The organism is Tamlana sp. s12 (genome assembly GCF_016767215.1).
Classification (GTDB): Bacteria; Bacteroidota; Bacteroidia; order Flavobacteriales; family Flavobacteriaceae; genus Pseudotamlana; species Pseudotamlana agarivorans.
In genome coordinates this window covers 3,567,291-3,582,310 of record NZ_CP068547.1, presented here as the reverse complement: position 1 = coordinate 3,582,310, position 15,020 = coordinate 3,567,291, and the positions used below count along the sequence as shown (strand labels likewise).

Annotated in this window: 8 protein-coding genes; 7 read left to right on the top strand and 1 reads right to left on the bottom strand. The window is 36.8% G+C overall.

What is annotated here, in order from left to right; all coding sequences use genetic code 11:
- Positions 1-8: 8 nt before the first annotated feature.
- Positions 9-2,930 carry a SusC/RagA family TonB-linked outer membrane protein gene (locus JJL45_RS15445; protein ID WP_068604820.1) on the bottom strand — a complete coding sequence of 974 codons (2,922 nt, stop codon included), beginning with the start codon at positions 2,928-2,930 and terminating at the stop codon, positions 9-11.
- Between the two features lie 239 nt (positions 2,931-3,169).
- On the opposite strand from JJL45_RS15445, the gene JJL45_RS15440 reads away from it, so the two are divergent.
- The 7 genes from JJL45_RS15440 (at position 3,170) to JJL45_RS15410 (ending at position 15,020) form a co-directional block, all read left to right on the top strand.
- Positions 3,170-4,210 (top strand): LacI family DNA-binding transcriptional regulator, encoded by a 1,041-nt coding sequence (locus JJL45_RS15440; protein ID WP_068604818.1) that lies wholly within the window; start codon positions 3,170-3,172, stop codon positions 4,208-4,210.
- Between the two features lie 133 nt (positions 4,211-4,343).
- On the top strand, positions 4,344-5,723 hold the full coding sequence (locus JJL45_RS15435) for an MFS transporter (RefSeq protein WP_068604816.1): 1,380 nt from the start codon (positions 4,344-4,346) through the stop codon (positions 5,721-5,723).
- Positions 5,723-6,379 carry a beta-phosphoglucomutase gene (gene pgmB / locus JJL45_RS15430; protein WP_068604814.1) on the top strand — a complete coding sequence of 219 codons (657 nt, stop codon included), beginning with the start codon at positions 5,723-5,725 and terminating at the stop codon, positions 6,377-6,379. Before JJL45_RS15435 ends, pgmB begins: the two co-directional genes overlap by 1 nt.
- Before the next feature lie 77 nt (positions 6,380-6,456).
- Positions 6,457-8,769, top strand: a complete 2,313-nt coding sequence (locus tag JJL45_RS15425; protein ID WP_068604812.1) for a glycoside hydrolase family 65 protein — start codon at positions 6,457-6,459, stop codon at positions 8,767-8,769.
- Between the two features lie 19 nt (positions 8,770-8,788).
- Entirely contained in the window at positions 8,789-10,900 is a 2,112-nt protein-coding gene (locus JJL45_RS15420; RefSeq protein ID WP_068604810.1) for a glycoside hydrolase family 97 protein, read from the top strand.
- A gap of 34 nt (positions 10,901-10,934) precedes the next feature.
- Positions 10,935-12,779: a glycoside hydrolase family 13 protein gene (locus JJL45_RS15415; RefSeq protein ID WP_242521396.1), complete on the top strand. Its 1,845-nt coding sequence runs from the start codon at positions 10,935-10,937 to the stop codon at positions 12,777-12,779.
- A 354-nt stretch (positions 12,780-13,133) separates the two neighbouring features.
- A complete protein-coding gene (locus JJL45_RS15410; RefSeq protein WP_068604806.1) occupies positions 13,134-15,020 on the top strand; it encodes an alpha-amylase family protein in 1,887 nt (628 codons plus the stop codon).

The following is a 15,020-nucleotide window of genomic DNA, read 5'->3' as shown; positions in this document are numbered from 1 at the left end:
GTCAATGTTTAAAAGCTAACGTTAAGTCCTAATACGAATGTTCTTGGTCTTGGGTAGAAATTGTTATCTATACCACCATTAATTTCAGGGTCTAAACCGTCGTAGTCTGTTACTGTTAGCAAGTTTTGAACTGAACCATATAGTCTGAAACTACTGTTTTTAATAGCTTCATCAATAGTATATCCTAGAGTGATATTGTCAATTTTGAAGAAAGAAGCATCTTCTACAAAATGATCGCTTCTAAAATTTTCTTCGGTAGGAAATACAAAGCCATTATCTAAATAACTTGAATGAATATTAGTTAGATAGTTGTTTGTTGTAGGAATGATATTATTGGAATATGAATTAGCCGATGCAATATTATTGTAAGCATAATTCCCTAAGTTAGCTCTAGTAATTACAGATAGATCCCATTTTTTATAATTCAAATTGGTGTTTAATCCCATTAAAATATTTGCATAAGGGTTTTTGTAAATGTACTTGTCCTCATCATTAATTTGATTGTCGCCATTACGATCAACATAGGCGCCTTCAATAGGCTTTCCACTAGCATCGTACACTTGTTCAAATACAAAATAACTATAAGGCGCTTCTCCTTCGGTATGAATTTGAACTTGGTTTCCAGTTCCTCCACTTATATCACCAGTTTGCTGGTCGAAAGGCAGATTGGTAATTTCGTTGTCATTAACAGCAATATTATAGTTAATAGACCATTCAAAATCTTCTGTTCTTACAGGGACAAGGTTTATCGCGAATTCAATCCCTTTGTTTTCCATATCCCCAATATTTTTTTCAATTCTGCTTCCAAAATTGGTAAATGGATCTATGGTTGCCGAGGCAATTAAGTCTTTGGTTTCTTTTAAGTAAGCGTTTATAGAACCTGAAATTCTTCGATTTAAGAAACTATAATCTAAACCAACATTTAGTGTGTTACCAACCTCCCATCGTAAATCTGGGTTTATAGGATCTGGTCTGTAAGTTTGATAAAAACTATTGCCAAATTGGTAGTTTGCACTAGATTGACTTCCAGAATATCGGGTTAAAAATAAGTAATCTCCTAATCCGTTAACATTACCAACTTCGCCATACCCAACTCTTAATTTTAATTCATTTAGTTTTGAATCTTCTAAAAAGGATTCGTTATGAATATTCCAAGCTAAGGCTACCGATGGAAAATAACCCCAACGGTCTTCTGGATTTAGTTTTGATGAAGCATCAGCTCTTAAAGTTGCTGTTACTAAATAGCGCCCGTCATAATCGTAATTTAATCGTCCGAAATAAGAAAGCAATACGTTTTTTGATTTATCGATAAACTCATAGGTTACGTTGTTCGCTTCATCTATACTATCGTAGCTATAGTTGTCGTACTCAAAAGATTGATAAGAATACCCGGCAACGGCTGTTAAATCATGAACCTCGTTAAAGGTGTTGTTGTAGGTAAGATACGCATCAAAAAGTTGGTTTGTTGTTTCGTTTTCGAATTTAGTATTCGCCCCGTCCCAAGTAGGATCTGTGGTTGGCATAAATTCTGAAGTATTTGTGCGGCCATGACTGTTAGATTTGTCAAGACCTACGTTTACCGTTGCTGTAAGGTCCTCGAAAAAATGCAATTGATAATCTAATTTAGCATTCATGATAAGACGTCTTACTTCCGATTCGTCATCTTTTAAGTATAATAAAGCAACCGGGTTTGTGCCTGCTAAGCTAGGTTTAAGTCCGCTGGCTTCAGTCCAAGAAGAATACCCGGCGTAAGGAGAATTGGCATCGTAAACGGGTTCGGTAGGCGCATAGGAATTAGCAGAACTGATAGCATCTCTATTTGCAAAAAAGTTTTCGGTATAATTACCTCTCGCGTTTAATTCTATCTTTAAATGATCGTCAAATAGTTTTGGTGTCAAGCTAATAGAACCTGTCGTTCTTTTGAAACTATCACGTTTTAAAATACCTCCATAATCGGTATACGATACTGAAGCTCTCATTGGAACGCCCCATGCAGCGCCTAAAGCGCTAAACGAGTGGTCTTGCCCAAACGCATTGCCGTAAATTTCATCTTGCCAATCGGTGTCGTAATTTTTTAAAAGACCTAAAGTTGTTGCGTCTGCTCTAGGAAGGGTTGGAACGACTTGTCTAAACTCTTCTGCATTTAAAACATCTACTTTCTCAATAGGAGTTCCTATAGAAGTTAAGGTGTTAAAGTTGAATTTAAAATCTGATGATTTTCCTTTTTTAGTGGTTACGATAATCACCCCATTGGCAGCACGCGAACCATAAATTGAAGTTGCAGAGGCATCTTTTAAAACGGTCATGCTTTCAATATCATTAGGATTCACCATGTTTAACGGATTTCTAGAACCGCCAATACCTCCTTGATCTAAAGGAATACCATCCAATACAATTAAAGGGTTGTTACTGAGAGACAGGGAACTGTTTCCACGAATTCGAATTTCTTGTCCGTCACCAGGAGCTCCACTACTAGAGGTTACCGATACCCCTGCAACTTTACCTTGAATTAGTTGAGGCGCATTAACAATAGGGCCTTGGTTAAAGTCTTTTGTTGTTACTAAATCGGCAGCGCCAGTAACATCTTCTTTTTTAACAGCTCCATAACCAATAACTACAACTTCGTCAAGGAGTGAGGCGTCTTCTGTTAGTGAAATGTTTAAGGTAGGTTGTCCTGTGTATTTTAATTCTTGGGTTTGATATCCAATGAAGGAAAAAATAAGAGTTTCTCCTGTATTAACCGAAACAGAGAAATTTCCATCAAAATCGGTTACTGTACCCGTGGTGGTGCCTTTAACAATAATGTTTACACCAGCTATGGGGATATCTGTCCCGTCCTCCGTTACCATTCCGCTAACGGTATTTTGCGCCCATACGAATGCGGGAGCAAAAAACAGTGTGAGTATTAAACTATTAATAAGTGTCTTCATACGATTAATTTAAGTGTGTATTTAGTTAAGTTGGTTGCTTATATTTTTACTTCTCGAGGTTAAAATTATGTAAACAGAATGTTAAAAAAGAATTATTGTTTACGAAATTCTTAACGAAAACGTTTGCGTGTTAGTAAGTTTTTTGGATTATTGTAATTTTAGGCTTAAAAATTAAGAATGTGTCAAAGTTGCTTTTATTGTGTTTAAACTAATATCTTTACTACTATAAAAATTGTAACATGAAACGTAAAATAACGTTAAAGCAAATCGCCAAGGAATTGGATGTGTCTATAGGTACCGTGTCAAAAGCTTTAAGAGGAAGCCATGAAATTAGTGAAGAAACTAAAGAGAAAATTCAGGCTTTTGCCAAATATTACAACTACAAACCCAACAATATTGCTTTAAGTTTAAAAAATAGAAAGACAAAAACCATTGGAATAATCATTCCCGAAATTGTACATCATTTTTTTACTAGAGTGATTCAAGGCATAGAACATCTTGCTAACAAAAGAGGCTATAATGTTATTGTCGGGTTGTCTAATGAGTCTTTTGATAAAGAAGTGATTAATATGGAAATGCTAGCTAGCGGAAGTATTGATGGTTTTATCATGTCCATCTCTAAAGAAACCCTATTAAAACAGGATTATCACCATTTAAATGAGACGATTAACCAAGGTATGCCCATTGTGATGTTCGATAGGGTAGTAAGCGAAATTCGTTGTGATAAAGTGATTATCGATGATGTTGAAGCTGCCAAAAAAGCCGTGAATAAACTGATTGCCAATAACTGTAAACATATAGCTCTGATAACCACTATGGACTATATAAGTGTCGGAAGGTTAAGAACTCAAGGTTATATTGAGGCTTTAAATAAGCATGAAATTACTACGGAGGCCGATCTGATTTTAAAAGTGGACGACAAATTAGTTTCCGAAGATTATATCGATGTTTTAGAAAAGGAAATCAAAGCCTTGTTTTTAATGAATCCTAATATTGATGGCGTTTTTGCTGTCAATGAACTGTATGCGGTTACCGCTATGAAGGTAGCTAGAAATTTAGGAAAACGCATACCAGAAGATCTTCAAGTTATAGGTTTTACCGATGGTGTATTATCTAGACATGCCACCCCAAGTTTAAGTACCGTAACCCAATACGGACATAAAATAGGTGAAGTTGCAGCCTCGTTAATTATTGAAAAGATTGAAAGTGAATCTTCCGAAGACCCTGTAAGAACGGTAGTTATAGAGACCGAATTGATTGAACGTGAGTCAACAAAATAAATTTTAACATGGTCGGATAAAAAACTTTTGTATATTTGCCGCATATCAAGACTTATATTTTTACTTCTCACTAATAAGTTTTGATAAGTATTTTTTTCGCTTATCAAATAGTATTCAACTAAATATACTATTAATGAAAAAGCGCACCCTTAGTTTCTGGGAAATTTGGAACATGAGTTTCGGTTTTCTAGGAATACAATTCGGATTTGCATTACAAGGAGGCTTTATGTCTCGAATTTTCCAAACCCTTGGAGCCGATAAGGACGCCATCCCTTTGTTGTGGATTGCAGCACCTTTAACCGGTTTACTGGTTCAGCCCATCATTGGTTATTTAAGCGACCGCACGTGGAGTACACGTTGGGGCCGCCGAAGACCTTATTTCCTTATAGGAGCCGTTTTGAGTTCCTTTGCTTTAATTCTCGTGCCACATTCACCTACACTTTGGATAGCAGCTGGTTTTCTTTGGATTCTAGATGCTTCTATCAATGTGTCCATGGAGCCTTTTCGGGCATTGGTAGCCGACAAATTACCCGATTCTCAGCGGTCTTATGGCTTTGTAGTACAAACCTTAATTATTGGTATTGGAACCTGGGTAGCTAGTAATTTACCTTGGATGGTCTCTCAGCTTGGCGTTAGTGATGCAGCCCCAATGGGTGTTGTGCCTATGTCGGTTAAAGTGGCCTTTGGTATTGGAGCCGTAGTGTTTCTGCTTAGTATATTGTATACCGTTTTTACAACTACAGAATATCCTCCCGAGGATATGGAAGCTTTTGAAAAGGAAAAAGCTCAAAAAAACAGATTTGTTTCAGACATTTTAAACAATATTAGTTACATGCCTTCCACTATGAAAAAATTGGGGCTTATTCAATTTTTCAGCTGGTTTGCTTTTTTTACTATGTGGAGTTTGGCAAATCCGGCTTTAACAGAGCATGTATTTCATACACCTGCTCCAATCGAATCGGCTTACGACATTTCAATTCCTGAACAAGCCGCCGCTTTTGATGCCGAAAATACAGCCTTTCAAAAAGCATCCAATCTTGTAGGTTCATCTATGGGCGTTTATGGCTTATCTTCAATGGCTTTTGCATTAGTTTTAGCTTTTTACACCTCTAAAAAACGCATTAATCGAAAATATGTACACATGTTTTCACTCATCCTAGGTGGTATTGGGTTTTTAACGATGTATTATGTGCCATCACCAAGTTTTTTGAAATACTCATTTATTCTTGTAGGTATTGCCTGGGGTAGCATTTTGTCTATGCCATATGCCATGCTCTCCAGTTCGGTAGATCCGAATAAAATGGGCGTGATAATGGGCATTTTTAACATGTTTATCGTGATTCCGCAAATTATTGCAGCTATTGGAGGAATCAATTTTATTTCCAATTTGTTAGGAGAAGAAGCTATTAATGCCATGCTAGTGGCTGGGCTAAGTTTAATTATTGCAGGACTTTGTAATTTATTTATTACAGATAAAAATGCCATTTCGTATCAACCAGAATTAGAACAGTAATGAAAAGAAAAGGATTTATTTTCGATTTAGACGGTGTTATTGTAGACACTGCAAAATATCACTTTTTGGCATGGAAAAACCTTGCCCATAGTATGGGATTCGATTTTACCCAAACTCAAAATGAACAACTTAAAGGCGTGAGTCGGGTAGACTCACTAAACAAAATATTGGCTTGGGGAAACACAACGGTTTCCGAAGACAAATTTCAAGCCTTAATGACCTTAAAAAATGACGAATATTTAGGCTATATCGATAAGATGGACGATTCTGAAATCTTAATCGATGTGCCTAAAGTTCTAGACTTTTTAAAACAAAACAATCAAGGTATTGCCTTAGGTTCTGCCAGTAAAAATGCTAGACGCATCCTTGAAAAAGTTAAACTTATTTCAAAATTTGATGCGATTGTTGATGGTAATGATGTGAGTAAAGCTAAGCCAGATCCAGAGGTGTTTTTAAATGCGGCTTCAGCTATAACATGTGACCCAAAAGATTGTGTTGTTTTTGAAGACTCTGTTGCAGGTGTACAAGCCGCAAACCGTGCTAATATGATTTCTATTGGCATAGGAAGCAGAGCGGTATTACATGAAGCCGATTATGTTTTTAACGACTTCAGTGAAATTTCAGAAGACTTCATTAAGGAGTTAATTAATCAATAAAAAACACAGAATAAAGTAGGTGTGTTATAGCTAAATCAGTTTAAAACACCTTTCTAATTCATAGTTATCGAAAAAAAATGAATCAAGATTATATAAAACCAGACCATTGGTCGATTATTGAAGAAGGATTTGATGTAGAACGCGTTAAATCGTCAGAAAGTTTATTTAGTATTGGTAATGGAGCCATGGGGCAACGTGCTAATTTTGAAGAACATTACTCCGGACCAACATTTCAAGGAAGTTATATTGCAGGCGTGTATTATCCAGATAAAACCCGTGTAGGTTGGTGGAAAAACGGTTATCCTGAATATTTTGCCAAGGTGCTTAATGCCCCAAGTTGGATTGGGATTAATGTGTTTGTGAACGCCAATACATTAGATTTATTCACTTGTAAAAAAGTAAGCGAATTTAAGCGTGAATTAAACATGAAAGAAGGCTGGTTGTCTAGAACCTTTAAAGCCACCATGCCAAATGATATCGAAGTTTTAGTAGAAACCAAACGATTTTTAAGTGTCGATTTGGATGAGGTTGGTGCCATCGCTTATGACATCACGCCTTTAAATGCTGACGTAGATATTACTTTCGAACCTTACATTGATTCTGGAGTAACAAATGAAGATACCAATTGGGATGATAAATTTTGGGAAACTACGGCTGTAACTCAAAACGGAACTCAAGCTTTTATTGAAGCACATACCCTAAAAACGCAGTTTCATACCTGTACTTTTATGGATTCTCGATGTGCTTTAAATGGAAAACCTCTGGAAGTAAATCATAAGGTTTCACACCAAGATACCCGTATTGGCTTTGAGTACAGTGCGAAAGTAAAGGCCAACGAAACTTTTTCAATCCATAAATTTGGGGGTTATGTTGTTGATAGAAATCATGATAAAAAACAACTGTTAAAGGCAGCAAAAAATGTGCTCACACTTTCTGTAGATTTAGGCTTTGAAAATTTATTAAAGCAACAGAAAGAATCATGGGCTAAAATTTGGGATATGGCCGATATTACCATCGCTGGTGACGTAAAAGCGCAGCAGGGTATTCGTTTTAATATCATGCAATTAAATCATACCTACCTAGGGAAAGATGCCCGCTTAAATATTGGGCCCAAAGGGTTTACAGGTGAAAAATACGGTGGTAGCACCTATTGGGATACCGAAGCTTATTGCATTCCGTTCTATATGGCAACGAAAGACCAAAAAGTAGCGCGTAATCTGTTGGAATACCGTTACAATCATTTGGATCGTGCTATTGAAAATGCCGAAAAATTAGGTTTCACAAATGGAGCTGCCCTTTACCCAATGGTAACCATGAATGGTGAAGAATGTCATAACGAGTGGGAAATTACTTTTGAAGAAATTCACCGTAACGGGGCAATAGCTTTTGCTATTTTTAATTACCATCGTTATACAGATGATTACAGTTATATCCCAGAGAAAGGATTAGAGGTGTTAATCGGAATTGCCCGTTTTTGGCAACAGCGCGCTACGCTTTCTTCGGCGCATAACAAATACGTGATTTTAGGCGTAACGGGGCCAAATGAATACGAAAACAATGTCAATAATAACTTTTACACCAATTATATCGCTAAATGGTGTATTGATTATGCTCTAGAAAATATTAAAATTGTTTCTGAAGATTATAAATCAGATTATAAGAGAATCGAGTCTAAGGTTCAAATCACCGAAGCTGAATTAGACCAATGGAGGGCCGTTGCCGAGAACATGTATTTTCCATATTCTGAAGAACATCAAGTTTATTTACAACAAGATGGTTTTTTAGATAAAGAATTAATAACAGTGGCCGATTTAGACCAAGCTTCTCGACCAATCAATCAAAAGTGGTCTTGGGATCGCATTTTAAGATCGCCATACATCAAGCAGGCCGATACCTTACAAGGCTTCTACTTTTTTGAGGAAGACTTCACGCTAGATGAGTTAGAGCGACATTTCGATTTTTATGAGCCTTTTACCGTTCATGAAAGTTCCTTGTCACCTTGTGTTCATAGTATTCAGGCAGCAAAGCTAGGACGTATGGATCAAGCTTACGAGTTTTATTTACGTACCTCCCGCTTAGATTTAGACGATTACAATAAAGAAGTTGAAGAAGGCTTGCACATCACATCTATGGCCGGTACTTGGATGAGTATTGTTGAAGGCTTTGGAGGTATGCGTGTTAAAAATAACAGCCTCACTTTCGAACCTAAAATTCCAAAGCAATGGGAAGGCTATTCGTTTAAAGTGAATTTTAGAAATCATATCATCAAAGTAAATGTCACTCAAAAGGGTACGACATTCACTTTAGAAAAGGGAGAGGACTTAAATATTTTGTGCCACGGAAAACCTGTAACCTTAAAAGTTGAAACTCCTGAAGTTTCTGTAAGTTAAATTATTAAGATTAGGAATTATGAAAAGAGGAATTAGGTTGTTAGGCGTTTTGTTTATAATGATTCAAGCCATTCAAGCTCAGGAGTTAAAATCTCCCAATGGTCAATTAAAAATGAGTTTTGAACTTAAAAAAGATGGCACACCTACCTATCAGTTGTTTTACAAAAACAAATTGGTGATTAAAACCAGTAAACTAGGTCTTGAATTAAAGGATGATAAAACGTCTTTATTAAATAATTTCAGCTTAAGCGATACAAAAACTGCAGCTTTCGATGAAACTTGGAAACCGGTTTGGGGCGAGGAAGCTCAAATTCGAAATCATTATAACGAATTGGCAGTTACTTTAACGCAAAAGGAGACCGAGCGTATTATGGTGGTTCGTTTTAGAATGTTTAATGAAGGACTGGGTTTTCGATATGAATTTCCAGCGCAAGAAAACTTAGTGTATTTCATTATTAAAGAAGAGCGTACACAGTTTGCTATGGCTGGCGATCATACCGCATTTTGGATTCCAGGTGATTACGATACTCAAGAATATGATTATACAGAATCTAAATTATCTGAAATCCGTAGTTTTTCTGAAGGTGCTGTAACCGAGAATTTATCGCAAACCTCTTTCTCGCCAACAGGCGTACAAACCTCGTTAATTATGAAAACGAATGATGGTTTGTATTTAAACTTACACGAAGCAGCACTTATTAATTATTCTTGCATGCATCTTAATTTAGATGATAAAAATATGGTGTTTGAGTCTTGGTTAACGCCCGATGCAAATGGCGATAAAGGCTATATGCAAGCACCTGCAAACTCGCCTTGGCGAACCATTATGGTGAGCGATGATGCCCGTGATATTTTAGCCTCTAAAATGACTTTAAACTTAAACGAGCCTTGTGCGATTGAAGATACGTCATGGATTAAGCCTGTAAAATACATTGGTGTTTGGTGGGAAATGATTACAGGAAAAGGCTCTTGGCAATATACCGATGATTTACCAGCGGTACAATTAGGGGTAACCGATTATACAAAAGTGACACCAAATAAAACGCATTCAGCAAATAACACAAAAGTAAAACGCTACATTGATTTTGCTTCAAAACATGGCTTTGATGCGGTTTTAGTTGAAGGTTGGAATGTAGGTTGGGAAGATTGGTATGGCCATTCTAAAGATTATGTATTCGACTTTGTAACCCCTTATCCAGATTTTGATGTTGAAGAAATTCATGCCTACGCCAAATCTAAAGGTGTCGACATGATGATGCATCACGAAACCTCGGCATCGGTTAGAAATTACGAACGCCACATGGATGCAGCATATCAGTTTATGAACGATCACGGTTACAAATCTGTAAAAAGTGGTTATGTTGGCGATATTTTACCGCGCGGCGAAAACCACTATAATCAATGGATTGTAAACCATTATCAATACGCTATTGAAAAGGCGGCCGATTATAAAATTATGGTGAACGCGCACGAAGCTGTTCGTCCAACAGGAATCGCAAGAACCTACCCGAATTTAATAGGAAACGAATCGGCTAGAGGTACCGAATATCAATCTTTTGGAGGTTCAAAACCAAATCATGTGACGGTGTTACCATTTACGCGTTTAATTGGCGGACCAATGGATTATACACCTGGAATTTTTGAAATGGACATTTCTAAATTAAATCCAGAAAACCATTCGCATGTAAACAGTACTATTGCGAACCAGTTGGCCTTGTATGTTACCATGTATAGTCCGTTACAAATGGCGGCCGATTTGCCAGAGCATTACGAGCAATTTATGGATGCCTTTCAATTTATAAAAGACGTGGCTATTGATTGGGATCAAAGCATTTATTTAGAAGCTGAACCAGGGCATTATATTACTGTTGCTCGTAAAGAAAAAGGGAGCAGTAATTGGTTTGTTGGTAATGTAAACGGAAACGACGCTAGAACGTCAAAAATAAGTTTAGACTTTTTAGATAAAGATAAAAAGTATGAAGCCACCATTTATGCCGATGCTAGAGATGCGCACTATAAAACCAATCCGCAAGCTTATGTTATTTCTAAAAAGAAAGTGACTCACAAAACCAAATTGTCGCAATTATCTGTACCAGGAGGTGGTTATGCGATAAGTATAAAAGCTTTATAATATGGAATTTAAACGTTGTTATCAAAGCCTAATCATGCTCCTTTCGTTTGTTTTGAGTCTCTCACTAAATGCCCAAAACTTACGCGTTGAACCATCAAATTGGTGGACAGGTTTTCAAAATTCAGAACTTCAATTGTTGGTTCACGGAGCAAAAATAGGCACTTTTACTCCCGAAATTAATTATGAAGGCGTAAGCATAACTAAAGTACATCAAGCTAAAAGTCCGAATTATTTATTCATCGATTTGAATATTTCAGCTTCAGCTGAACCCGGAAGTTTTGATATTGTTTTTAAACCTAAAAAAGGTAAAAAAACAGTTTGTAAATATGAATTGAAAGCCAGAGACAAATCCGCGGAAACGTATATAGGATTTAACAGTAGGGATGCCATTTATTTAATTACGCCCGATCGTTTTGCGAATGGCGATACATCCAACGATGTGGTTAAAAGCATGCAAGAAAAAGTGCTTAACCGTAAAGATGATTATGGTAGACATGGTGGGGATATTCGTGGTATAATTAATAATTTAGATTACATCCACGGATTGGGATTTACAGCCATTTGGCCAACGCCTATGCTAACTAACGATATGCCAACATCGTCGTATCATGGTTATGCAATGACCGATTTCTATGAGGTTGATCCGCGTTTTGGAACTTTGGATGAATACATCGAATTGTCTCAAGAAATGAACGAGCGTGGTTTAAAATTAATTATGGATATGGTGGCAAACCACTGCGGAAGTAACCATTGGTGGATGACCGATTTGCCTTTTGAAGACTGGGTAAATCAGCAAAAAACTTTTGAAACTAACGGCAAACTGAAAAATTCAAACCACAGGCGTACAGCAAATCAGGATGTTTATGCTTCAAAAATTGATAAGCAAGACATGACTGAAGGGTGGTTTGTGACGTCTATGCCAGATTTAAACCAAAAGAATCCGTTTATGGCGAAATACATCATTCAAAATAACATTTGGTGGATAGAAACTTTAGGCTTGGGCGGTATTCGTCAAGATACCTACCCATATCCAGACAAAGCGTTTATGAGTGATTGGGCAGGCACCATTATGAGCGAATATCCTAATTTTAGTATTGTTGGCGAAGAGTGGAGCACCAATCCGTTATTGGTTCGTTATTGGCAAACCGGTACGCTAAATAAGGAAGGTTACGAGCCGCATTTAACATCTACGATGGATTTCCCGATGCAAGAAAGCATTGTAAATGCTCTGAATGAAGACGAAGCTTGGAGCACAGGATTCGTAAAAATGTACGAGGGCTTAGCGATGGATTTTGCCTATACAAACCCTGAAGCGATTTTAGTGTTTCCAGACAATCACGATATGGATCGCGTGTTTACACAGTTAAAAGAAAATGTAGTAAATACTAAAATGGCTTTGAGTTATATATTCCTAATGCCACGCATTGTACAAGTGTATTACGGTACAGAAATATTATTGCAAAACACCGCAAAACCTCACGATCATGGTTTAATTAGAACCGATTTTCCTGGCGGCTGGGAAGGCGATGCTGTTAATGCTTTTTCAGGAAAAGGCTTATCAAACGAACAAGCAGATATGCAGGGTTTTGTTCAAAAAATATTGAATTACAGAAAGGAAAGTGATGCCATTCATAAAGGGAAAACCATTCATTTTGCTCCAGAAAATGGGGTTTATGTGTTAAGCAGAACCGAAGGCACAGAAACCGTGGTGTTAATTTTGAATAAAAATGAAAGTCCCATAGATTTAAATCTATCTCATTTTAAAGAGTTGGACTTGGAAGGAAAAACACTTAAAAATATCATTTCAGGTGAAGCGGTCAAGTGGGGTGCTAAATTGAGACTTTCTAAAAAAGGACCACTTTTATTAACAACTAAATAATATCCTACTGATGGATACCATAAATTCGGTATGATAATTAGAACAATAACGTTTTGAAGTTAAGTAGGGTATGGCATATCGAAAATTTATCGTAAAATTTGAAGTGAAAACACCGTAAAATTTCAGACTGTTTGAGCTAAACGAGTTTTTGAAGCTAGCAATAATTTTCAAAGCGAGTTTCTGAAATTTAGGTGTCGAGCGATAAATTTAGATAAAGATTCGTAAGCCTAGATTTTTTTGGTTCGTTTTTTCATCAATGGAAAAAATGAACAACACTAAGGCTTATTACGAGAATGATGGAAAAATAATATTCAGAAAAAATAAATTTTAAGTTAGAAATAAAATAAAAACAACATGTTAAAGCTTCGCGTAGTATCCATTGTAACGGTTTTAGTAGTATTAGTAAGTTGTGGCACTAAACAGAAAGAAGTATTGTCTGAAAATAACTTGATGGCGAACGATAAAAAATCAAGAAAAGAAGTCGTTTATCAAGTGTTTACCCGCTTGTTCGGTAACACAAACACGACCAATAAACCTTGGGGAACCATTGAAGAAAATGGTGTTGGTAAGTTTAACGATTTTACGGATAAAGCTTTAGCAGAAATAAAGGGTTTAGGGGTAACGCACATTTGGTATACAGGCGTTCCGCATCATGATGTCATTACCGATTATACAAAATATGGCATTTCTAACGACGACCCCGATGTGGTAAAAGGACGCGCTGGCTCGCCTTATGCGGTTAAAGATTATTACAATGTAAATCCAGATTTAGCTGAAAATCCAGCAGCGCGTTTACAAGAGTTTGAAGCTTTAATAGAACGTACGCATAAAGCCGGTTTAAAATTGATTATTGATATCGTTCCTAATCACGTAGCACGAAATTATAAAAGTATTTCCAGGCCAGAAGGGATTACCGATTTCGGAGAAACCGACGATAAAACAGTCGTTTATAACGTAAATAATAATTTTTATTACAATCCGGGAGAGGCTTTTAAAGTACCTAATTGGCAAAATGGATATTTGCCTTTAGGCGGGGAGAAGCATCCGTTGTCGGATGGTAAGTTTGAAGAAGTCCCATCGAAATGGACAGGAAACGGTTCGCGTTTATCGCAACCAGATCCTAACGATTGGTACGAAACGGTTAAAATTAATTATGGGGTATCGCCCGAGGGAAAACATGATTTTGACCCTTTGCCCGAAGGTTTTGATATGAAGGATTACAAAGCGCATTTCGAGTTTTGGAAAGGTAAAACCATACCAAATTCTTGGGATAAGTTTAAAGATATCGCCTTGTTTTGGACCGAAAAAGGTGTTGATGGTTTCCGTTATGATATGGCTGAAATGGTTCCTGTTGAGTTTTGGAGCTACATGAATTCTGCCATAAAAATGAAAAACCCAGACGCATTTTTGCTTGCCGAAGTTTATAACCCGAGTTTGTACCGCGATTATATCCGTAAAGGAAAAATGGATTACTTATACGATAAAGTACAATTGTACGATACTCTTAAACATGTGATTCAAGGTTATGGAAAAACCGATAATATTCCTCCCATTCAAAAGGATTTAAAAGATATTGAACACCACATGCTGCACTTTTTGGAGAATCATGACGAGCAGCGTATTGCTAGTCCTGAATTTGCAGGAAATGCTCAAAAGGCAAAACCTGCCATGGTGGTTTCGGCAACCATAAGTACATCACCGACTTTAATTTATTTCGGACAAGAATTAGGGGAGCCAGGGGCAGAAGATTTAGGTTTTGGAGATCCGTCAAGAACTTCAATTTTCGATTACGGTAGTGTACCAACCATAAACCGTTGGGTGAATAATAAACAATTTGATGGCGGTCAATCTACTGCTGAAGAATTGAATCTGCTCGATTTTTATAAGCGTTTGTTAAACGTGACTATTTCTAGCGAAGCCTTAATGGGCTCCTACCAAGATTTACACGAATACAATAGAGCACATACCGAGTTTTATACGTCAAAACAATTGGCTTATGCACGTTGGAGTGCTAATGAAAAACTTATTATTATAAGTAATTTTGATGCAGATTATGGTGCCGAAATTAATTTGAAATTACCAGAAGCACTTATTAAAACGTGGCAGTTGGAATCAAGAGATTATCTGTTGGAAGATTTGTTGTATGATAAATATAAGACCATGTTGAAAGTTTCAGAAAATGAAGCTGTGGCAAAAATAACTTTGAAACCTTTAGAGTCTTTTATCTTAAAATTACAATAG

Coding starts and splice junctions, on each gene's coding strand:
- JJL45_RS15435 (WP_068604816.1), top strand. CDS start 4,344: ATGAAAAAGCGCACCCTTAGTTTCTGGGAAATTTGGAACATGAGTTTC.
- JJL45_RS15440 (WP_068604818.1), top strand. CDS start 3,170: ATGAAACGTAAAATAACGTTAAAGCAAATCGCCAAGGAATTGGATGTG.
- JJL45_RS15415 (WP_242521396.1), top strand. CDS start 10,935: ATGCTCCTTTCGTTTGTTTTGAGTCTCTCACTAAATGCCCAAAACTTA.
- JJL45_RS15445 (WP_068604820.1), bottom strand. CDS start 2,930: ATGAAGACACTTATTAATAGTTTAATACTCACACTGTTTTTTGCTCCC.
- pgmB (WP_068604814.1), top strand. CDS start 5,723: ATGAAAAGAAAAGGATTTATTTTCGATTTAGACGGTGTTATTGTAGAC.
- JJL45_RS15410 (WP_068604806.1), top strand. CDS start 13,134: ATGTTAAAGCTTCGCGTAGTATCCATTGTAACGGTTTTAGTAGTATTA.
- JJL45_RS15425 (WP_068604812.1), top strand. CDS start 6,457: ATGAATCAAGATTATATAAAACCAGACCATTGGTCGATTATTGAAGAA.
- JJL45_RS15420 (WP_068604810.1), top strand. CDS start 8,789: ATGAAAAGAGGAATTAGGTTGTTAGGCGTTTTGTTTATAATGATTCAA.